The sequence below is a fragment of the Xanthomonas pisi DSM 18956 genome (assembly GCF_001010415.1).
Taxonomy (GTDB): Bacteria; Pseudomonadota; Gammaproteobacteria; order Xanthomonadales; family Xanthomonadaceae; genus Xanthomonas; species Xanthomonas pisi.
Genome location: NZ_JPLE01000085.1, coordinates 1 through 22,404 on the forward strand (window position 1 = coordinate 1; position 22,404 = coordinate 22,404).

A 22,404-nucleotide genomic window follows, 5' to 3' on the forward strand; every position below is an offset into this window, starting at 1 on the left:
GCATCGGCGGAATAGCCCATCTGATTGAGCAGATAGTCCGAGCCAAGCCAGCTGCGGTAGTCGGCGAACTGCGGGTCGGTTTCGACCAGATAGCTGCCGCTGGCGGGCCGCAGCGTGAACAGGCTGCCGGTGGGCGCGCGCGTGTCGGGCGTGCCCATGGCGATGCGGTCCGGCGAGCCGCCGGCGGCATCGACCACCCGTGCGCCCGTCACCGGGCCGCTGCTCCCGACGCCACCGACGCTGCCGGCACCGCTCTGTCCTGCGGTCTGCGTTGCCGCAGCCAGCGCACGGTCGGCGGCGTTGGTCGCCACGCCACCCGGGCCGGCGATGCCGCCCATGCCGGTGCCGGTGGGCGCTGTTTGCGACCCGCGGATGTTGAGGTTGGCAACCGCAGCGCCATCGCGCACGTTTGGTGCGTCGCGCCCCTGGTTGAGGTTGCTCACATCGCCGACATCGATGCTCAGCGTGCCGCCACTGGTGAGCTGGCTCCCGATCTGGCCGATCTGCTCGGAGATGGATGGATTGCTCCAGCTCCGGGTGGTGCCGTTGTAGGCGGTAGTGACGTTGTTGAAGCTATGCGTGCGGAACAGGGTGTAGGCGAGATTGGTGATACTGGCTGTACGCGTCAGCCCGGTGATCGCCAGATCGCCGCGAGCGGCAATACGTGCGTACTCGTTGCGCAACGCATCGGTGCCGATGCGCATCGCACCGCCGGCCTGGATGACCGCCTCTGGTCCGGCACCCGGCTGCAGGACATCTTCGACCACGGTGCGGGTCGCCATGCGATAGCGCTCGTTGTCGTTGAGCCTGCCGCCGCCGGTGCCCTGCGGATTCATCAGGATGTGATCGGGATCGGTATAGGCGAACTGTGCCCACAGCTGCACGCAGTTGGTGGTGCAGGTGCCGTACGCGCTGGAGTAACTCAACGTGTCGCTTGCGTAACGGAACGCGGGGGAGCCGGGCTGGATCTGCGACAGCTCGCGGAAAGGGTCGTCGGCACCGGAGGCGACCTGATCCGGGTTGACCTGGTTGTCCTGGCGGCCGGTGTAGTAGATGGTCAGCGTGCCCGATTGCGAATTCAGGCGTGATCGCTCGCCCGTGGCTTGATACATGCCGCCGCGTGCGAAGAAATAGGCGCTGGTCTGTGGCGTGACGCGGATGACCGCGCGCCGCACCTGGTAGCCATCCGGGGTGATGTAGGGAGTGTCCTCCAGGATGTCCTGGGGATTGAGGTAGTACACCTCGGAGGCGGCGTAGTTGCTGGTGGAGCGGATATTGGAAGTATCGTTTTCACCGTTGTTGCGCCAGGTCGGCTGATCCAGGCGCACCGGAGCCAGGGTGGTGGTGGTTTGAGTGACCACCACGTTCTGGCGGATATTGTTGATGGTGGTCGCTTGCAGATCGAGATCGCCGGCCACGTCGATGACCGAGCCCAGGTTGTCGATCTGGCGTGCGACGCCGGTGGCCAGTCGATTGCCATCCAGTCCACCGCCGATGGCGGCATCGCCATCGCTGTAGATCAGGCCGCGATCGGTATTGGTCAGTTGACCGACACCCAGGTCCAGGCGCTCGCGTGCGGCCACGGTGGCCACCCGGGTGACGCCGGCAATGGTTTCGGCTCGGTTCTGCAAGGTGCCTGCGGCGATCGCGACATGATCGCCATACACGCGTCCGGTGCCGACGTTGTCCAGCGTTGCCGCCTGCAGATGGGTGACCGCGCCGTCGATCAGGCCGCGGTTGACCAGCTGGCTGCCGGTGGCGATGTGGGTGATGCCCTGGCTGGTGATCTGCCCGTTGACGGTGTTGTCCACATTGCGTGCGGTCAGGTCCAGGTTGCCGGCACGCAGGATGCCCTGGTTGGAAAGGTCGCCCTCGGTCTGGATGGCCAGGGTGCCGTTGGCGATCATCTCGCCGGTGTTGGTCAGGCCCTCGCGCAAGGTGAGGGTGAGATTGCTCTGCGACTGCACCTGGCCATCGCCGCCGAGGTTGCGTGCGGTCACGCTCTGGTTGCCGTCGGACCGCAGCAGGCCTGCGCTGTTGGCGACTGCATCGGCCCGCATGTCCAGACTGCCGCCAGAAGAAATCTGGCCGCCTGCATTGTTGAGCGATGACGTCAGTTGCAGGTTGCCTGCCGCGTCGGTGATGACTTGCCCTTGGCGGTTGTCCAGCGATTGCGCCTGCAGCTGCAACTGTCCGGCCTGCAGACCCAGTGTGGCCCCGCTGCGTGTGTTGCGGTTATCCACGGTCGACGCATTCAGGGTCAGCGCGCCGCCTGCAGCGACCAGACCCGACTGGTTGTCGAGCGCACCGCTCAAGGTCAGGTCGACGTTCTGCCCCGCCTGCAGTCGGCCGCCAACGTTATTCATGGTGGTGCCGGTGAGCGCGAAATTGCCTGCGCCGCTCAAGGCGCCGGCGGCGCTGTTATCGACGCTGGCGACCGTCAGGCGTGCATCACCTTGCGCAAACACCGCACCGCCACGGTTATCCAACGTACCGCCATCCACTTGCAGGCGGCCGCTGGCGAGAATGCCGCCATTGCTGCCAGAGCCGGTGTTGGTAATCGTTTGGCCATTGGTCTGCAGCAACAAGGCTGCCTGCGACTGCAGTCGCCCACCGGCGTTGTTGAGCGCGCCGCTGCGGATATCCAGCATGCCGATCTGGCTGCCGATGGTGCCACCGGCGTTGTCCAGCAGTTGCGCCCGCGTGTCGACCAGCGCGCTGCCGCCAATGATGTTGCCGGCGCGGTTGGAAAGACCGGCCGATTCCAGGTGCAGTGCGTTGGTCGCCTGGATGGCTCCGCCGTTGTTGCCGATGGCGTTGGCGGTGACGAGCGTGAGGTCGGTGCCGGCGATGACGTTGCCGGCCGCGTTGTCGAGGGTGGCGGCATCCACGGCGAGCGCCCCTGCGCTGGACAGCACGCCCTGCGTGCGATTGTCGAGCAGACCATCGACGTCCACCTGCAACAGGCTGCCTGCCGCGTGCACGGTACCGGCCTGGTTATCGATGCTTGCAGCGGCGACGTGCCCGTCACCAGCCAGCAGGATCTTGCCCCGCTGGTTGTGCACGGCCTGGTCGATGTTCAGCGTGGACTGCCCCGTACCTGCCGCCTGCAGTGTCCCCTGCGTATTGATAAGCGTCTGTGCGCCAAGCGCCAGCACACCGTTGCCGCCGATCGTGCCGCCGGTGTTGTCCAGCGTGTTGCCAACGCTCAGCCGCAGCTGCTGGTCGCCGCTCGCCGACAGTTGGCCGCCTGCGGTGGTGAGGTTGCCGGTATCCACCGCAATGGTGCGTGCAGCGGTGGTGGCATTGCGCAGATCGGTGCTCTGGCCGGTGACACGCAAGGTGCCGTTACTGATCAGCTTGCCCGCGTTGCCGGCGAGTGTCTGTGCATCGATCTGCAGTTGGCCGGTGCCTGCGTGCTGGATCGTGCCTTGCGTGTTGTCCAGCAGATCGCTGGTCAGCGACAGGTCGCCATTGCCTGCAACGGTGCCGCCGGCATTGTTCAGTACAGTGGCATGGAGGGCGCTCGCAGTACTGCCACTGGCGACGATGCGTCCGCCGCGGTTGTCCAGCGTTTGTGCCTGCAGCTGCACGCTGTCTGCGCCGATGGCCGCGTCACGGTGATCGATCGTGGTTGCTGCCACCGACAGCGCGCCGACGGTCACGATGGTGCCCTTGCTGCCGTCCAGGCGTGTGACGGCGATCTCCAGGCCACCGCTGCCCGAGTGGCTGAGCGTTCCGTCCTGATTGATCAGCCGGTTTGCAACCAGGTGCAGGGTGCTGCCGTTGCTGGCAATGCGGCCGTTTGCATTGTCCAGTTGCCCGCTGATGTCCACACGGCCACCGGCGTTGCCCGCGGCGACCAGGGTTCCGCCGTGGTTGGACAGGGCCGCGGCCTGCACGGCGAACGCGCCATTGCTGGCGATGGTGCCGCCATCGTTGTTGAGCGCACCGGTGAGGGTCACGCGCAACGCATCGGTGCCGGTCGCACTCAGCTGCCCGCCTGCGGTGACGAGGTTGTCGGCATCGACAACAATACGCTCGCCCTGGGTGCTGCTGCCGACGCCCAGATCGATGTCACCGCCGTCCAGCTGCAGCGTTCCCAGGCTGAGCAACTTGCCGCCTGCGCCCTGGAGCGTAGTAGCGTCCACGTTCAAGGTGCCGGTACCGGCATGTTCGATCGCGCCGGCACGGTTATCCAGCGTGGCCGCATGTGCGGTGAGGTTGCCGCTGGCGGCGAGGCGGCCGCCCTGGCTGTTGTCCAGCAGGTTGCTTGCGTCGACCTGCAATGCAGCGCCATTGGCGGCAACGACCGTGCCGCCGCGATTGATCACGCTGCCGGCTTGCAGCTGCACCGCGCCATTGCCGGAAATGGTTCCGGCGCTGTTGTCCAATGCGCCACCCACCAGCAGCGTGACGGCTTCGCTGCCTGCCGCCAGGAGCGCGCCACGCTGGTTTTCGACAACACCTGCAGCGATGTCGATGCCTGCATTGCTGGCAAGATTGCCATCGCGGTTGTCCAGGGTGTCGCGCACGGTCAGGCGTAGCGCCTGGTCGCCCAGCGATGTCACACGGCCGCCCGCGGTACTGAGTGCGCCCGCATCGATGCCGATCTGCTGGGCGGACGTGACGCCCTGCGCAAGATCGATGCGCCCGCCATCGATTGCCAGCGCACCATTGCTGATCAGGCGCCCTGCGCGACCCTCCAGTGCAGTGGTATCGATGGCCAGCATGCCATTGCCGGCCTGCTGAATCTGGCCGCCCGCATTGCCCAGCGTGCCAGCGCGAATGCCTAGATCGCCATTGCTGGCGATGGTGCCGTCATCGCCGTTGTCCAGCCGCTCGCGCACCTGCAAGGTCGCCCGCTGGTTGCCGGTCGAGAGCAGCGCACCGCCGCGGTTATCGACGCTGGTCGCCTGCAAGTCAAGCTGTGTGGTGCTCACCGTGGCATTGCGATGATCCACCGCACCTGCGCGCCAGGTGAGCGCGCCCGGTGTGGCGATGCTGCCGCCGGCACCGGACCAGTCCTGCGCCGACAACGTCAGACCTTGTGTCCCGGCATGTTCGATGCGGCCCTGCGCATTGACCACTGCCTGCGCGCTGAGTTGCAGCGCTGCGGCATTGCTGGAGATCACGCCGTCCTGGTTATCCAGCAGCCCGCGCACCTGCCAGGCTGCCGCGCCACCACCGGCATGGCGCAGCTCACCGCCGCGGTTGCTCAGCGACTGTGCATCCAGGCCCAGCGTATTGGCCACCGTAAAGCGACCCTGGTCATTGGCCAGCGCGCCAAGCTGCAGATCCGCATCCCCATAGATGGCGAGCGTGCCGGCGCGGTTGCTCAGATCGCCGCGCGCGCTGAGTGCGGACACGCCCAAGCGCCCGCCGCTGTTGTCCAGCCCATTTGCAACCGACATCGACACCGAGCCACCGCCATTGATGCGGCCACCATCGTTGTCCATCAGACCCGAGACAGTCAGCGCGCCTGCGGCGAGCGGCGCGATGCCGGGCGCCGGCCCGCTGACCGGAGGCGTCGTGTCGCCGTTTCCACCATCGGTGCCGCCGGTGTTCTGATTGCCGTTGCCGCCGTTGCCGCCGTTGCCGCCACCGGTGCCGGGCGTTGCGCCGTCGCTTGGCGCGAACGCGGCGATTGCGCCGATGCTGCCATCGGCACGGTTACGCACACTGCCGGCATTCAATGCCAGTGCCTGCACGCCGGTCTGCTCGATCGTGCCGTTCTGGTTGCGCAATGCCGCTGCATCGATCTGCAGCCGTTGCGCATTGAGTACGCCGCCGCTGTTGTCCAGGTCGGCCGTTGTAGCGACGCGCAATTCGCGCGTGGCGCTCAACGTACCTGCATTGGCGATACCGCCAGTGGCGGCGATGCGGGTGTCTTGCCGCGATTGCAATGCACCGGTGTTTTCCAGCCGTCCGTCTACCGTGACGACCAGTTCGCCGGCCTGCGCGCCGATGTTGCCGGCATTGCGCACACCGACGCCTTGCTCATTGCCCACCAGCCAGATCTTGTTGGCAAACATGCCGCCCAGCGCGCCGACGTCCAGTGCGAAGGTTGGCGCCTGACCGGAGGTGGCCTGCGGCGCGACACGCGCTTGATCGGCGCTGACCACATTGTTGCCCAGGCTGGCCTGCAACTGATTGGCCCAGATGCCGGCATTGACCTGCAGCGAGCGGGTGATCAGATCGGTGTAATCCGCGCCGCTGGTATCCAGGCCGGCGCCGCCCACCTGGATGGCGCCGCCGCTCACGCGGTAGCCCTCCAGCGCCCCGCCGGAGAGGATGGGCGTGCCGGTGGTCAGCGTCACCCGGCTGGCGTTGAGGAACCCGCCGCCGTCGACCTGGATGCCGGACGGATTGGCAATGATCACTTCCGCGCGGGGTCCGGCGACTTCCACGTACCCGTTGAGCCGGCTCGCCGGCCCGTTGACCTCATTGAGAATCACCCTGGCGCTGCCGGTGGCCAACCACGGGTTGCCCTGTACCCAGCCGCCCAGTTGGGTCTGGGTCTGTCCACGCGCATTGTTGAGGATGGCGCCTTCGCGGCCGACGTCGAACTGCGAGTAGCGGTTACGCGAGACGCCCGCTGCCGACGGCGTGGTGATGTTGACCATCGGCACGCCATTGGGGGCGGTCAGCACCGTCGGGCGTTCGCCGCCTGGCGCAGCCGGATCGGCCACGATACGGCCAGCCGACTGCGCCTGAGCGAGGTCGACCACACTCACCAGGCCAAGGGCGCACAACAGCGCAAACTGCAGCGGCTCCATGGTCAGCCTGTGCGCGCGCACAGTGGCGCCACCGGTGCTGCCACCGGGGGCACGTACCAATTCGGATGCCACTTGCCACACGCGCAGGGCGCGGTTGAAGACCAAGCGATAGACGCGATTCATGTCACTAATCCTTGTGGAATATTCAGTAGCGCCAGGACAGGCTGAAGCCGAAGGTGGTGTAGTCGGTCGGGAAATTTGCGGGTTTTTCCAGCGCTGATCCGACAAACCCGTCCAGGGAGAGGTGTTGCCATCCTCCGCGCAGGCCCAGGCTCATGCCGGCCAGATGGTCGCCGCTCTGAAAGCGCGCGGACTGCCCGCCGATGTGCCCGTAATCGGCGCCCAGATACGCTTCGAGCCCGCCGCCGAGCGCCAGGCTGAGGTCATTGCGCAGCGACCAGCCACGGTCGCCGCTGAGCGTCAACTCGCCATCGAACCCGCGCACGGTAAAGCGCCCACCGATCGCAAAACGGTCCTGCGGTGCCAGTGGGGTGCGGTTCCACTGCGCGCGCCAGGAGGCGCTGTAGCGCAGACGTTGCGCACCAAGCTGGAACGGCACCGCCAGCTGGGCATCGGCGACGATGAGTTTCATGCGCGAGGTGCCTTCGAGCGGAATCGACGGATCGAAGGCGTTGGCGAGTTCTTCCGGCGCGCGCAATGCATCGAACGCACCGGTACCGCGCCGATAGGCGACGCTCGCATCCAGGGTGACCTTGCCGAGGAACTGGCGGTGGTTCAGGCCAAATTCCCAGCCGGCGGTGCGCCGCCGTTGCACCTGGATCTCGGTGTCGTCGATGGCGCTGGTGGACTGCCGCCACCAGCCACGCCCATATGCCCCGAGCTTGATCGTGGCATTGCGAAACAGCAGGCGATCGATGCGTGCTTCGGCATTGCGACTGCGTCCGCTGTAATCGTAGGTCTCGATCGCGCCGGCGACTGCCTGGCTGTAGTCGTATGCGCTGGCGGTGACGCCGAACAGCCAGTAGTCGTAGGGAACGTCGTAGTGCACCGTCCAGCTATCGGTGTCCTTGCCGGCACCGTTGAACACGCCCTTGCCGAGGCTGACGTAGAACAACTCGTTGAGGCCGAGGGGATTGTCGAGCGACAGCGTGCCGTTGGCCTGGAGTTTGCCGGTGGCATCGCTACCGGCATCGTCCAGGCTCAGGTTGGCGCGTACCCGTGACCGCTGCTGCCACGCGATGGCCAGATCGCTCTCTCCCGGGCCGGTTCCCTGGCCTTGGGCAGGGGCGATCTGAATGTCGGCGACCACCGTCGGCACACGCTGGAAGTTCTCAAGGCCCTGCTCGATGTCGCGCAGGTTCAACAGATCGCCACTGCGTGCAGGCACGGCATTGGCGATGGCTGCGCGTGCGGACGCCGGGTCGCTGAAGCGAGCGGCATGCACGCGTCCGGGAACCAGCGACAACGTCAGGGTGCCGCCGGTGAGATCCTGCGGCGCGGCAAGCACACGGGTGGTCACATAGCCGCGTGCGATGACCGCGTTCTGCACGCGCTTCATCACCAGGTTGATGCCATTGGTGCCCAGGCAACGGCCGGTGGCGGGATCTTGCCGGGGATCGGTGGCTTTCAGCGACCAACGAAATGCATCCGCATCCTGCCCATCGAGCACGATGCGCTCGATCCGGAAGCAGGGCGACTCATTGGTGGGAAGCCGCTCCACGCCATCGTCCGGGGTGCGTTCCAGGCGCACATCCGGCCGCGCCTCCTGCTGCTCGCGGAGCACACGCTCGCGCTCCTGCTGTCGCAACAACTCCTGTGCGGCGGGATCGGCGATCTGTTGCGCAGAAACCTGGGCTACCGTGCCCGCAAAAAACGCAATGCACCACGTGGCACGCATGCGTGCCCTTCCTTTTGTGCCTGAATCCATGTGCAGATAACCGCCCGACTCGATAACGACCTACCGACGCTTTCGCATCGCCCCTAACGATATTTTAATGCAAGCGGAAGAGCTTGCCTGTAGGAAAAATCCTGACCTTCTATCGCGGGACGTTATACGAGCACCAATAATTCCATTATTGAAATGAAAGCGAGGGCCTCGTTACGGTGCACCCTTGCTCGCAAGAAATACGGGTGTGAGGATCCATATTTGGTTTATCGGAATCTCCTGTTTAAATAAAAGCGCTGGGTCGAGTTGTTTTTACTTCTGTACGCCAGCGGTCATTTGACACCCGGATTAAATCGTTTGAATTTCTGGCTGCGATGCCTGGAATGTTTGTTGATTTGCGTTGCGTTCGACCTGTTCCGGACCGTGATCACGTCGGCAGTGATGGCGCCCCACCGCACTGAAATATCTGGCCAGGGTCTCCGGCAAGGTCAGCACGACAGCCGCAGGGCATCGACGTGGTTCGAACGCCGTGCTGACGGTGTCGCGCACGTGACACGACCCGTCATGTCCTACGACATGTCCTGCGCCACGTTCTGTAACGTACCCGACCTCGGCCACTGCTCGCTCTTGCGCCCGCATCGCTTCACCGCTGCGCTTGTTTGATTTTCGTCAACTCCACCGACACACGGTATTCGCAACGAAGGTGCTTGACTGCATGGGTCAAGAATCGTTGCGGAGTTGCGCATGAGTGCAGTCACAGGTAGCAGGGTCGGTCGGGTGTCGCGCCGGCAAGAGTCGGGGCGGCAAGGCGTGATCCGGGCGGGTGTTGGAGCGGCGCTGCGTCAGCGCGCCGCTGCAATGTGGCGACACGACGCGTGCGGCATGGCTTCCATCGTCACGGTGCGTTCGCGCGCCGCCGTCTGCTGAGGGGGCGCCATGCGGATCTGTGTTCTCAACCATACAACGAAGACCTCTAGCGGGCTGGAGCAGCGCTGTGCTGCGGCCCGCGAGGCGGGCTGCGACTACGTGGTGATGGCGGCGCCGTTCGCGCGCGATGCGCAGGGGCGGCTGGTCGAGCTGGCGGCCGGTGCCGACGCGCAAGACGGCCGTCTGCGCGAGGCGGCACAGGCGGCGCAGCGTGCAGGTGTGACGCTGCTGCTCGATGTGCGCCTGGATGAAATCGGCGGCGCCAGCGCGGTGGTACGCGATAACCCGCAGTGGTTTCGTGCGCGCGGCACCGCAGTCCCCGACCCGCGCCAGCCGCGCGCCACGCCGGAGGTCGCCGAGGCACGTTTTACCTACGCACAGGAAGGTGCGGCGTTGGTGGAATGGTGGAGCGCGCGCCTGCTGGAGTGGGTGGGGCAGGGCGTGGGCGGCTTTCGGTTGCTGCAGCCGCACCAGGTGCCGGCACAGCGCTGGCGCGAGCTGATCGCACGGGTGCATGTGCAGGCACCGGAGGTGGTGTTCGCTGCGTGGACGCCGGGCCTGGGCCTGGATGCCTTGCATCAGTTGTCCGGTGCCGGTTTCGATGCGGCGTTTTCGTCGCTGGCGTGGTGGGACGGGCGCGGCAGCTGGTTCTTCGATGAAGACACCGCGCTGCGTGCGCTGGCGTCGCAGGTCGTTGCGGTGCTCGATGCGCCCGATGGCAAGCGTGCGTCCTCACCCGAGCAGCACTGGCAATTGGCGCGTGCCCTGGGTGGGGCGTGGTTGCTCGACGAGGCGCATCTTGAGGCTTTGCCGCCGCCGATCCGCACGGCCGACCGCCTGCCGACCAGCCATGCCGGCCTGCGGCTGCGTCCGCTGCTGCGCGAATCCACCGGCCTGACCGCCGTTGCGGTGGAGCCACTGGGCGGTCTGCCCTCCTTGCTATTGATCAATGGCGACACGCGGCATGTCGTGCCGGTTCCGGCATCGGACCTGTTGCGACTGCTGGGCGATGCCGAGGCGCTGCTGGCCGAGGATGGCCGCAGCTTGTCCGGCGCAACGCTCGACGCACTGGAGCCTGGCGAAGTGCGGGTGTACCGCAGCGTGCCGGCGCGGCATGTGCTGGCGGTGCCGCGGATGCGCCCGCGTGCGCAGACCGCGGCCACCTGGCCGCGGGTGTGCATTGAATCGGTGACGCCGTCGGTCGATAACGGCCGCTTCCCGGTCAAGCGCACGGTGGGCGACCGCATCTGTGTGGAAGCCGATGCCTTCTGCGACGGGCACGACCGCATCGCGGTGGCGGTGCTGTGGCGGCCGGCCGATGCCAAGACCTGGTCCAGCGCGCCGATGCGTGCGCTGGGCAACGATCGCTGGCGCGCGGAGTTTCCGCTCGAGCGCATCGGCACCTACGAATTCCGGGTGGAAGGCTGGCGCGATGTGTTCGCTACCTTGCATGCCGATCTGGAAAAAAAGCGTGCAGCCGATACGGTGTTGCCGGTGGATGTGCAGGAGGCGGTGGCCGTGGTGCAGGCCGCGCATGCACGCAGCAGCGGGGATTTGGGCGAGCGGTTGCAGGCCATCCTCACCCGCATCGGTGCGCAGCGCGAGCCCTTGCAGCAGCTGGCCATCGTGCTGGAGCCGGACACCGCGCAGGCGATGGCCCTGGCCGACGACAAGCCGTTCCGCTCCGAGACACCGGTGACCTACCGGGTGGAATCCGAGCGCCGCGCGGCGCACTTTGCCAGCTGGTACGAGCTGTTCCCGCGCTCGCAAAGCGGCGATGTGGCGCGGCACGGCACCTTCGACGATGTGATCGGGCGGCTGGCGCATATCCGTGCGATGAACTTCGATGTGCTGTACATGCCGCCGATCCATCCGATCGGTGCGAAAAATCGCAAGGGCCGCAACAACTCGGTCACCGCGGTCGATGGCGAACCGGGCAGCCCGTATGCGATCGGTGCCACCGATGGCGGCCACACCGAGGTGCATGCCGAGCTCGGTGGGCTGGACGGTTTCCGTCGCCTGATCCAGGCCGCGCGTGCGCATGGCCTGGAAGTGGCGCTGGATTTTGCCATCCAGTGCGCGCCGGATCATCCGTGGTTGAAGGACCACAAGGACTGGTTCACCTGGCGCGCGGATGGCTCGATTCCATACGCGGAAAATCCGCCGAAGAAGTACCAGGACATCGTCAACGTCGATTTCTACGCCAGCGGCGCGGTTCCGGACCTGTGGAACACGCTGCGCGATGCGGTGCTGTTCTGGGTCAATGAAGGCATCACCCTGTTCCGTGTGGACAACCCGCATACCAAGCCGTTCCCGTTCTGGGAGTGGCTGATTGCCGACATCCGCGGGCGCCGTCCGGATGTGGTGTTCCTGTCGGAGGCCTTCACCCGGCCCAAGATGATGTACCGCCTGGCCAAGTGCGGTTTCTCGCAGTCGTATACCTACTTCACCTGGCGCAACCACAAGCACGAGCTGCAGGCGTATGTGGAAGAGTTGAACCAGGGCGTGCCGCGCGAGTGCTTCCGCCCGCACTTCTTCGTCAATACGCCGGACATCAATCCGCTGTTCCTGCAGACCAGCGGGCGCAACGGGCACCTGATCCGCGCCGCGCTGGCGACCACGCTGTCAGGCTTGTGGGGCATGTATCAGGGCTTCGAGCTGTGCGAGGCCACGCCGCTGGCGCCGGGCAAGGAAGAGTACCTGGATTCGGAGAAGTTCCAGCTGCGCGCCTGGTCCGAACGTGCGCCCGGCGACATCGTCGACGAGATCACCCGCTTCAACCAGCTGCGCCGCATGCACCCGGAGCTGCAGTCGCATCTGGGCACGCGTTTCTATCAGGCGCACAACGATCAGGTGCTGTACTTCGGCAAGTTCCTGGATGCCGGGTATCTGTCGCGCAGCCGCAGCATGGTGTTGGTGGCGATCAACCTGGACCCGCATGCCGGCCAGGATGCGGATATCGAAATCCCGTTGTGGGAACTGGGCCTGCCCGATCACGTCACCGTTGCCGTGGAAGATCTGTGGGACGGGCACCGGTTCGAATGGCAAGGCAAGTACCAGCACATCCGTGTAGAGGCAGCGCGACCGTTCGCGTTATGGCGCATCCGCGCAGGAGAGGTCGCATGAATGCAGTTCCCGCTTTACAAGCCGACGCAGAACAGTCGGCGGTCGTCGCCGACCAGCTCTGGTACAAGGACGCGATCATCTACCAGGTGCACGTCAAGTCGTTCTTCGACTCCAACGACGACGGCATCGGCGATTTTCCGGGGTTGATCTCCAAGCTGGACTACATCGCCGAACTGGGCGTGGACACCATCTGGCTGTTGCCGTTCTATCCCAGCCCGCGCCGCGACGACGGTTACGACATCGCCGAATACATGGCGGTGCATCCGGACTACGGCAGCATCGAAGACTTCGAGCAGCTGGTGGCGCAGGCGCATGCGCGCGGCATCCGCATCGTGACCGAGCTGGTGATCAACCACACCTCCGATCAGCATCCGTGGTTTCAGCGCGCACGTAACGCGCCGGCCGGCTCGCCGGAGCGCGACTTCTACGTGTGGTCCGATACCGACCAGGAATACGAAGGCACGCGGATCATTTTCTGCGACACCGAAAAGTCCAACTGGACCTGGGACCCGGTGGCCGGGCAGTACTTCTGGCACCGTTTCTATTCGCACCAGCCGGACCTGAATTTCGACAACCCCGCCGTGCTGGAGGCGGTGCTGGAAGTGATGCGCTTCTGGCTGGACCGCGGCGTGGATGGCTTGCGTCTGGATGCGGTGCCGTACCTCATCGAGCGTTCGGGCACTTCCAACGAGAACCTGCCGGAGACCCACGCCATCCTGCGCAAGATCCGCGCCACGCTGGATGCCGAGTACCCGGACCGCATGCTGCTGGCCGAGGCCAACATGTGGCCGGAAGATACGCAGCAATACTTCGGCCAGAACGCCGACGAATGCCATATGGCGTTCCACTTCCCGCTGATGCCGCGCATGTACATGGCGATCGCGCGCGAAGACCGCTTCCCGATCACCGATATCATGCGGCAGACCCCGGAGATTCCGGAGAGCTGCCAGTGGGCGATCTTCCTGCGTAACCACGACGAGTTGACGCTGGAAATGGTCACCGACTCGGAACGCGATTATCTCTGGCAGACCTATGCCGCCGATCGCCGCGCGCGCATCAATCTGGGCATCCGGCGCCGGTTGGCGCCGCTGCTGGAGCGCGACCGCCGCCGTATCGAGCTGATGACGTCCCTGCTGCTGACCATGCCCGGCACGCCGGTGCTGTATTACGGCGACGAGATCGGCATGGGCGACAACATCCATCTGGGCGACCGCGATGGCGTGCGCACGCCGATGCAGTGGTCGATCGACCGCAACGGCGGTTTCTCGCGCGCCGATCCCGCGCAACTGGTGCTGCCGCCGGTGATGGATCCGCTGTACGGCTTCCAGGCAGTCAATGTGGAAGCGCAGATCCGCGACCAGCATTCGCTGCTGACCTGGACCCGCCGCGTGCTCAGCGTGCGCAAGCGCTACCGGGCGTTCGGCCGCGGCACGCTGCGCTTTTTGTACCCGGGCAATCGCCGCATGCTGGCGTACCTGCGCTGCCATCAGGACGAAACCGTGCTGTGCGTGGCCAACCTGTCGCATACGCTGCAGGCGGTGGAGCTGGACCTGTCCGAGTTCGAAGGCCGCGTGCCGGTGGACATCATCGGCGGCGGCAGCTTCCCGCCGATCGGCCGGCTGACCTACCTGCTCACGGTGCCGCCGTTCGGCTTCTACGCGTTCCAGCTGGTCAGCGAAGGCACGCTGCCGGACTGGCACGTGCCCAGCCCGGTACCGCTGCCGGACTACCGCACGCTGGTGCTGCGCAGCGACACCGACGAAAGCAGCGCGCTGCTGCTGCATCTGCCCACCCTGGAAGGCGAAATCCTGCCGGCGTGGCTGTCGGCGCGGCGCTGGTTCTCGGCCAAGGACCAGGCGCTACGCAGCGTGCGCATCTCGCGCCGCACGCCGCTGCCGGGCGATGAGCCGATGAGCTTGCTGGAGCTGGACGTGGAGCTGGAAGATGGCCACCACGCCTCGTACATGCTGCCGATCGGCATCGTGTGGGAGCGCGACCAGCCCAGCACCCTGGCCGAACAGCTGGCCCTGGCACGCGTGCGGCAAGGGCGCGAGGTGGGCTATCTCACCGATGCGTTTGCGCTCAAGCCGATGGTGCGCGGGGTGATCGATGCCTTGCGGACCAATGCGATGCTGGACTTCTGCGATGGCGACGATCCGTCGCAGCAAGGCCAGGTGCGATTCGAAGCCACGCCCGCGCTGGCCAGGCTGGAGATCCCGGCCGATCCGGATATCCGCTGGTTGTCTGCCGAGCAGAGCAACAGCTCGCTGGTGGTCGCCGACAAGGCGGTGTTCAAGCTGCTGCGGCATGTGGCGATCGGCGCGAACCCGGAAATCGAGATCGGCCGCCGCCTGACCGAGCTGGGTTACGCCAATGCGGCGCCGCTGCTGGGCAGCGTCAGCCGCGTCGATGGGCAGGGCACCATCACCACCATTGCGCTGTTGCAGGGCTTCATCCGCAACCAGGGCGATGCCTGGCGTTGGACGCTGGACCATCTGGCGCGCAGTTTCGACGAATACGCCACCGCGCAAACCGACGAGTCGCGCGCCGAAGCCATTGCCGGCTACGACGCGTTTGCGGCGGTGGTCGGCAAGCGCCTGGCGGAGTTGCACGAAGCGCTGTCGCGGCAGACGGACGACGCAGACTTCGCACCGCAGCGGATCGATCTGCCCACCGCCAACGATGTGGTGGCCGGCGTGGCGCGGCAGGTCGAAGAGATGTGGGAAATGGTCAACGCGCGCTTGTCCGGCAGCGAAGAACCGGCCGAGCGCGAGGCGCTGGAGGCCGTGCTCGCCGAGCGTCCGCAGCTGGACAGCCTGCTGGCCAGGGCGCCGAGCGTGCTGGCCGATTCGCTGCTGACCCGCGTGCATGGCGACTTCCACCTGGGCCAGATCCTGGTGGCCTTCGACGATGTGGTGTTGATCGACTTCGAAGGCGAGCCGGCCAAGCCGCTGGCCGAGCGTCGCGCCAAGGCCAGCCCGCTGCGCGATGTGGCCGGGTTCCTGCGCTCGCTCGATTACGCCAGCGAAGTGTCGGCACGCGGCGAAGAAGGTACCGCCGCACGCGCGGGCGTCGGTGTGGACACGCATCTGGATGAATTTCTGGTGCAGTTCCGCCGCCGCTCCACACAGGCCTTCCTGGACGCTTACCATGCCGTGCTCGACGCCAGCGCCCATCCGTGGATTGCGCCGGCCGCGTTCAACGCGGCCACCTTGCTGTTCCTGGTGGAGAAGGCCTGTTACGAAGTGCGTTACGAAGCGGCCAATCGCCCGGGCTGGTTGATGGTGCCGATCGAAGGCTTGCGACGCATCCTGCAACGCGCACGCGCCGGTGCAGGAGACACATGATGAGTGGAGTGATGACAGCAGTGACCAATCGATGGGACTCCGGCGTGGTACGCGCCCTGGCCGAAGCACGCCATGGCGACGCCTTCGCCGTACTGGGCGCGCACCCGACCGACGCAGGGCGGGTGCTGCGCACCTACCTGCCGGGCGCCGAGCGGGTGAGCGCGGTTCTGGATGACGGGCAGACGATCGCCCTGGAGGCCGGCCCGGAAGCCGGCCTGTTTGCCGGTGAGTTGCCGGCGCAGGGCGCGTATCGGCTGCGGATCGGCTGGCCCGGCGGCGAGCAGGACACTGCCGACCCGTATGCGTTCGGGCCGCAGCTCAGCGACTTCGACCTGCACCTGATCAGCGAAGGCCACCACCTGCAGCTGGCCGACGCGCTGGGCGCCAACGTGGTGGAGGTGGACGGCGTGCGCGGTACGCGCTTTGCGGTGTGGGCACCCAATGCCTCGCGCGTGGCGGTGGTGGGCGACTTCAATAGTTGGGATGCACGCCGCCACCCGATGCGGCTGCGGCACCAGTCCGGCGTGTGGGAGCTGTTCGTGCCCGATGTCGGCCCTGGCGCGCATTACAAGTACCAGCTGCGCGGCCCGCATGGGCATGAGCTGCCGGCCAAGGCGGATCCGGTCGCGCGTCGCGCCGAGCTTGCGCCGGGCACGGCCTCGATCGTGGCCGATCCCACGCCGCACCAGTGGAGCGACGACGGCTGGATGGCCACGCGTGCACGCCGCCAGGCGCACGACGCACCGATGAGCATCTATGAGATTCATGCCGGTTCCTGGTTGCGCGAAGAAGGCGTGGACCTGGACTGGGATGGTCTGGCCGACCGCCTGATCCCGTACGTGGCCGACATGGGCTTCACCCACGTCGAGCTGATGCCGGTCACCGAGCATCCGTTCGGCGGCTCGTGGGGCTATCAACCCCTGGGCCTGTTCGCGCCGACCGCGCGCTTCGGCTCGCCGGATGGCTTTGCCCGCTTCGTCGATCGCTGCCACCGCGAAGGCATCGGCGTGATCGTCGACTGGGTACCGGCGCATTTCCCCACCGACGCGCACGGCCTGGCGCATTTCGACGGCACCGCGCTGTACGAACATGCCGACCCGCGCGAAGGCTTCCACCGCGACTGGAATACGCTGATCTACAACCACGGGCGGCGCGAGGTGTCCGGGTTCCTGATCGCTAGTGCGCTGGAGTTCCTGCAGCGTTTCCACGTCGACGGCTTGCGCGTGGATGCGGTGGCCTCGATGCTCTATCGCGACTACAGCCGCAATGCCGGCGAGTGGGTGCCCAACATCCACGGCGGGCGCGAGAACTACGAGACCATCGCCTTCCTGCGCCGGCTCAACGAGGTAGTGCGTGAGCACACCCCGGGTGCGGTGATGATTGCCGAGGAATCCACGGCGTTTCCCGGTGTCACTGCCGATGTGGCGCACGGTGGCCTCGGCTTCCACTACAAGTGGAACATGGGCTGGATGCACGACACCCTGCATTACGCCGGGCTGGACCCGATCTACCGCCGCTACCACCACGGCGAGCTGACCTTCAGCATGGTCTATGCGTATTCGGAGCGCTTCGTGCTGCCGATCTCGCACGACGAAGTGGTGCACGGCAAGGGCTCGTTGCTGGGCCGCATGCCGGGCGACGATTGGCAGCGCTTTGCCAATCTGCGCGCGTACCTGGGCTTCATGTTTACCCACCCGGGGCGCAAGTTGCTGTTCATGGGCTGCGAGTTCGGCCAACCCACCGAATGGAATCACGACGGCGGCATCCCCTGGCATCTGCTCGACGACCCGCGCCACCGCGGTGTGCAAACACTGGTGCGCGATCTGAACCGGATGTACGCCGAATATCCCGCATTGCACGCGCAGGACGACGATCCGGCCGGTTTCGCCTGGGTGGTTGGCGACGACGCGGCCAATAGCGTGGTGGCGTTCCTGCGCAAGGGCAAACGCGGTGACGCACCGGTCCTGGTGGTGATCAACTTCACCCCGGTGGTGCAGCACGGCTATCGCATTGGCGTGCCGCAGGGTGGCCAATGGCGCGAAGTGTTCAACAGCGATGCCGGCATCTACGGCGGCGCCAATCTGGGCAACGGCGGTGTGGTGACCGCCGAGCATCAATCCATGCATGGGCACGCGCAGTCGTTGCCGCTGCTGTTGCCGCCGCTGGGCGTCATCGTGCTCACGCCGCACGGCTGATGCACCGCACACAGCGCCGGACCGCTGGTCCGGCGCTGTGGCACCTGCTAGATTGCGCGCCGTAGAGCGGCCAACACCTTGCTGCGTGCCCACTGGGCGGCACGGCAGGGTTGTCACCCGCGAATCAGGCGGCCCGGGGAGGGCCGCCGGGCACAGCCGCCGCCATGCCTTCCGTCGACCGCTTGTACGGGAGTGTTGTGCGTGGGCGTTTTGATTGCTGTGGTTGCTTCTTCGATGGTTGAGGCCGGTATCCGTGCTGTACGCGTCGATGGCTGCGCGCAGGCCGATGTGTGGATGGCACAGTGGCTGCGTGCACGCGCTCGCTGCGACTACAAGCGTTTTGCCCAGCGCGGTGGAGCGCCTTCGTTCGTTTTTGGGCAGGCGCACGCATGACCAGCCTGATGACGTTGTTCTATTTACTCGCCGCTGCTGCGTCGGCTTTTTCGTTCTATCTGGCAACCATGCATCAACGCCTGCTGCTGCAGCGCCGATTGTCCACGCGTTTGCTGCGCATCGGTGGCTGCGTGTTGTTGGTGCTGTCGCTGGCCTGTGCCATCCGCGCGTTGGGTGTGTGGGCGGGGGTCTTCGCCGCACTGACTGCGCTGATGCTGGTGGCGGTGGCGTTGCCGTACCTGGATGTCTGGCAGCAGGCGCGTGCGCAACGCAGGCAGGTGCGCCATGTGGGCTAGATGGCTGGCTGCCGTGGTACTGGGCTTGCCGCTCGCGGTCGGTGTGGTCGGCCTGTGCGCCTTGTTACTGCCGGGGCCGCAACAGAGCCATACGCTGGCGTGGTTACTGCTGATGTTTCCGGTGTGGATCGGTGCCATGGCATTGCCGTTCGTGTTTGGCAGCGCATTACGCGCCTGGGTATCTCTCGGCGGGCTGACGCTGCTGTGCTACATCGCACTCGCCGGCATCAAGGCATTGGGCTGGACGGAGCTGAGCGCATGAAAGCATCGACCTTGCGCGCGTTTCTGTCGGTGCACAGCTGGATGGGCTTGTTGGCCGGCATGGCATTGTTTATCGCCTTCTATGCCGGCGCCATCAACGTCTTTACGCACGAGTTGAGCGATTGGCAGGCCACGCCACATGCCAGGGAGAATGCACCGGCCGATCCGGTCGCCGCCGCGCAATCTTTGCTGGACGCGGTAATCGCCCGGCATCCGCAGGTGGCTGAATCGTTTCTAGTGCTGCTGCCCGGCGAACATGGGCCGATTCCGCGGCTGTATTGGTATGGCCCGCAAGCCGATGCCAGCGGCGGCATGCGCCAGTATCAACAGGCTGCCGACGGCGCGCTGCAGGAGCTGCCGCAGCGTGTGGGCTTTGCCGATTTCCTCTACGACCTGCACTTCACCGCCGGCCTGCCGCGCGTATTCGGCACCTATCTGTTCGGCGTGGTGAGCGTGCTGTACGGGCTGGCCCTGGTCAGCGGCGTGGTGTTGTACGCGCCGGTGTTCATCAAGGATCTGTTCGCGTTGCGGATCGGTGCCAACCTCAAGCGCTTGTGGCAGGACGCACATAACGTGGTCGGTATGCTGTCGCTGCCGTTCCATGTGATTTTCGCCTGGTCCGGCGCGGTGCTCTGCCTGGGCGTATTGCTGCTGGCGCCGTTCCAGTTCCTGGTGTTCGACGGCAAGCTGATGCAGATCCTGGAGCCGGATTTCGAGCTCGCACCGCATGTGGCGCCGGCCAAACGCGCTGCACCGTTGCTGCCGATTGCCACCCTGCTCGACGCCTCGCGCGCGGCCAGCCCGGGCTTGGTGCCGGAGAGTCTGGCCTTCCACGATGCCGGCGACGCCAACGCGCGGGTGGAGATCTATGGCCATCACGACCAGCGCCGGCTCAACACGCTGGGCGGTGTGGCGCTGAACGCCACTACGGGCAAGCTGCTGCGCGTGCTGGCACCGGCCACCATGTCGCCCGGCACCGCTGCGTTACGCGGCTTGCAGGCGTTGCACTTCGGCAACTTCGGGCATGTGCCGGTGCGCTGGCTGTACTTCCTGCTGGGGCTGGGCGGCGCGTTCCTGTTTTACAGCGGCAACCTGTTGTGGATCGAAACCCGCCGCAAACGCCGCACCATCGCGCAGCCGCGTCGCACACATGCGATGGCACGGCTGACCGTCGGTGTCTGTCTGGGTAGTGTGGCCGGTATCTCGGCGTTGTTTATCGCCGCGCGCATGTTGCCGGCGGGACAGGAACGTTATGCGTATTACGCGGTGTTCGCGGCAACGTTGTTGTGGGCCCTGATACGTCCCACCGCACGCGGCGCGTATGAGGTATTGCTGGTGTGCGCTGCGTTGACAGCGCTGATTCCGCTGGCCAGCTGCGTTGGCGCACACGACGCGACCGCGCCGTGGCAGAGCGCGACGGTGCTCGGCGTCGATCTGATTGCACTACTCATGGCCTGGACGTATTGGCGCATGGCAGTTGCGAGCAAGCGTCGCGGCATGCAAGGCGATCCCAATAGCGTGTGGGCCTTGCCGGCACGCGGCACCGGTTGAGTTGCGTGTGATTGCTGGTGGGCGCATGCAGCGGTGAACGCTGTAATGCCTGCACGGGGAGCTGCGGCATGCCGGCATCCGCACAGAATGGCCTCACGTCCGGCCGACCTGCGGTGCGTAGCATGCGCATCTTCTGTCTGCGCGAGATGATCCAATGCCCGCCCGCACACGCATCGGCCTGATCTCCGACACTCACGGGCTAATGCGGCCCGAGGCGCTCGCCGCGCTCACGGGATGCGCGCAGATTATCCACGCTGGCGATGTGGGCAAGCCAGAGATCCTCGAAGCGTTGCGGGCACTGGCTCCGCTGCATGTCATCGCCGGCAATATCGATGACAAGCCCTGGGCGGTGGGTTTGCCGCAGACGCTGGATCTACTGATCGATGGCGTGCGCATCCATGTGTTGCACGATCTGAAAACGCTGGCGCCGGGTGCTGCAGCGGACGTCGTCATGAGTGGTCATTCGCACAAGTCTTCCGTGCAGTGCCGCGATGGAGTGTTGTACGTCAATCCGGGTAGCGCAGGCCCGCGTCGCTTCAGTCTGCCGATCAGTGTGGCAAGCCTGTGGTTGGGCGATGGACCACCGCGTGCAACAGTGCAGACGCTTGAACTGCGTTGATTTTGCCGGCGTCCGGGTCAAGCGACGGACTGGCCTGCCATGGCAGCGCGAGCGCGCCTCATCAAGCTGCTGCTGTGCGATGCGACTGTATTGAACGGACGCACTGCAAAGCTGTCCACGACGCCGGCACAACTGCGTGGGGCAGTGGTGGCGCCGTCAAAGGTATCGGCCGCTGACGTGGCCGTCGCTGCCATGCGATGGTAATGCCACTGGCCATCTCCCACCGAGGCGATCGATGCGCAGTCTGGTCAAGCTGTTAAAGATTTTTGTACCGGTGCTGGGGATCGCCTTGGGGCCGGTGACGACGATCCATATCGCGTTCACGATGCTGTGGTCTTTTTCCGCTATATCTCCAATAGAAGAACAACTTCAGCGCGCCGGGCTTAGCCAGGTCACCTCTGTGCGCGGGATGCCGGAATTCTGTACGGAAAGCGGATTTCTCGACGGGTATTACTACTCCTACGCCGTAGATGTGGCGAGGATTCCGGACGCATTCTGGGACAGCAGTGCGGCGCGGACCCACTGGCACCGCGGTCCGTTCGATGACACGCAGGCGAACGTGCTGGAGTCGCTGAGACCGGGCTATCTAGAGGGATGCCCCGACGTTCCGGGCATGAACTCTGCGCATTTTGTTGTCACATTCTTCTTCAATCCACAGGGTGATCTTGGTTCTTACGATCCAGCCACAGCCAACGGACGAGGCGTGGTAGCCTACGATACCCGCGCGTCCAGGATTTACTGGATCTACGAGAATAACTAACGCGCAGTGGTAGTGCACGTTTTGCATACAGACCACTCGACATTGCGACAACCGGTGGATTGGCGCGTGTTGCGGCACAAGCACGCCTTAATTAGAGCGCCTACCAGAACGTAGCGAGCAGTCGTCAGGTGGGCGTGGACGGTGCGGAGGAAACGCAGTGTAAGAGAGCAGTACATGGGGGTTCCGAGCACCGGCCGTGCCCGCCTGGCGGCTATGTCGTCGTCTTATCAGCTGCTCTTGCTGTGCGCGGTGTAGGATCCGAAGATAGTGAGCGTACGCAGGCGCAGGGAATGGTCTGCGACGC

Annotated in this window: 11 protein-coding genes and 1 other RNA gene; 9 read left to right on the top strand and 3 right to left on the bottom strand. The window is 65.6% G+C overall.

Annotation, left to right across the window (positions count from 1 at the left end):
• Both Y887_RS16425 and Y887_RS16430 read right to left on the bottom strand, forming a co-directional pair.
• Nucleotides 1–6,902 (bottom strand): two-partner secretion domain-containing protein (locus Y887_RS16425; protein ID WP_046965374.1); only part of this gene is annotated, 6,902 nt, incomplete at its 3' end.
• Nucleotides 6,903–6,924: 22 nt separating this feature from the next.
• Entirely contained in the window at nucleotides 6,925–8,667 is a 1,743-nt protein-coding gene (locus tag Y887_RS16430; protein ID WP_046965375.1) for a ShlB/FhaC/HecB family hemolysin secretion/activation protein, read from the bottom strand.
• A gap of 894 nt (nucleotides 8,668–9,561) precedes the next feature.
• On the opposite strand from Y887_RS16430, the gene Y887_RS16435 reads away from it, so the two are divergent.
• From Y887_RS16435 to Y887_RS16470, 9 genes are all read left to right on the top strand, one after another.
• The gene (locus Y887_RS16435; RefSeq protein ID WP_046965376.1) at nucleotides 9,562–12,678 is read left to right on the top strand and encodes a maltotransferase domain-containing protein; all 3,117 of its coding nucleotides are present in this window, start codon (nucleotides 9,562–9,564) and stop codon (nucleotides 12,676–12,678) included.
• Nucleotides 12,675–16,025, top strand: a complete 3,351-nt coding sequence (gene treS, locus Y887_RS16440; protein ID WP_046965377.1) for a maltose alpha-D-glucosyltransferase — start codon at nucleotides 12,675–12,677, stop codon at nucleotides 16,023–16,025. Before Y887_RS16435 ends, treS begins: the two co-directional genes overlap by 4 nt.
• 11 nt (nucleotides 16,026–16,036) lie before the next feature.
• Nucleotides 16,037–18,220 carry a 1,4-alpha-glucan branching protein GlgB gene (gene glgB / locus Y887_RS16445; protein WP_046965391.1) on the top strand — a complete coding sequence of 728 codons (2,184 nt, stop codon included), beginning with the start codon at nucleotides 16,037–16,039 and terminating at the stop codon, nucleotides 18,218–18,220.
• Nucleotides 18,221–18,421: 201 nt separating this feature from the next.
• Complete coding sequence (locus Y887_RS20420; protein WP_146093455.1) at nucleotides 18,422–18,613, top strand: hypothetical protein; 192 nt, start codon at nucleotides 18,422–18,424, stop codon at nucleotides 18,611–18,613.
• Nucleotides 18,610–18,909, top strand: a complete 300-nt coding sequence (locus Y887_RS16450; protein ID WP_046965378.1) for a hypothetical protein — start codon at nucleotides 18,610–18,612, stop codon at nucleotides 18,907–18,909. The genes Y887_RS20420 and Y887_RS16450 overlap by 4 nt, the downstream gene beginning before the upstream one ends.
• Entirely contained in the window at nucleotides 18,899–19,171 is a 273-nt protein-coding gene (locus tag Y887_RS16455) for a hypothetical protein (RefSeq protein ID WP_046965379.1), read from the top strand. The genes Y887_RS16450 and Y887_RS16455 overlap by 11 nt, the downstream gene beginning before the upstream one ends.
• Nucleotides 19,168–20,721 carry a PepSY-associated TM helix domain-containing protein gene (locus tag Y887_RS16460; protein ID WP_046965380.1) on the top strand — a complete coding sequence of 518 codons (1,554 nt, stop codon included), beginning with the start codon at nucleotides 19,168–19,170 and terminating at the stop codon, nucleotides 20,719–20,721. Before Y887_RS16455 ends, Y887_RS16460 begins: the two co-directional genes overlap by 4 nt.
• A gap of 154 nt (nucleotides 20,722–20,875) precedes the next feature.
• On the top strand, nucleotides 20,876–21,340 hold the full coding sequence (locus Y887_RS16465) for a metallophosphoesterase family protein (protein WP_046965381.1): 465 nt from the start codon (nucleotides 20,876–20,878) through the stop codon (nucleotides 21,338–21,340).
• Between the two features lie 235 nt (nucleotides 21,341–21,575).
• A complete protein-coding gene (locus Y887_RS16470) occupies nucleotides 21,576–22,100 on the top strand; it encodes a hypothetical protein (RefSeq protein ID WP_046965382.1) in 525 nt (174 codons plus the stop codon).
• Nucleotides 22,101–22,198: 98 nt separating this feature from the next.
• On the opposite strand, the gene Y887_RS19400 is transcribed toward Y887_RS16470, so the two are convergent.
• A non-coding RNA gene (locus Y887_RS19400) (sX9 sRNA) lies at nucleotides 22,199–22,276 on the bottom strand.
• Nucleotides 22,277–22,404: the final 128 nt, after the last annotated feature.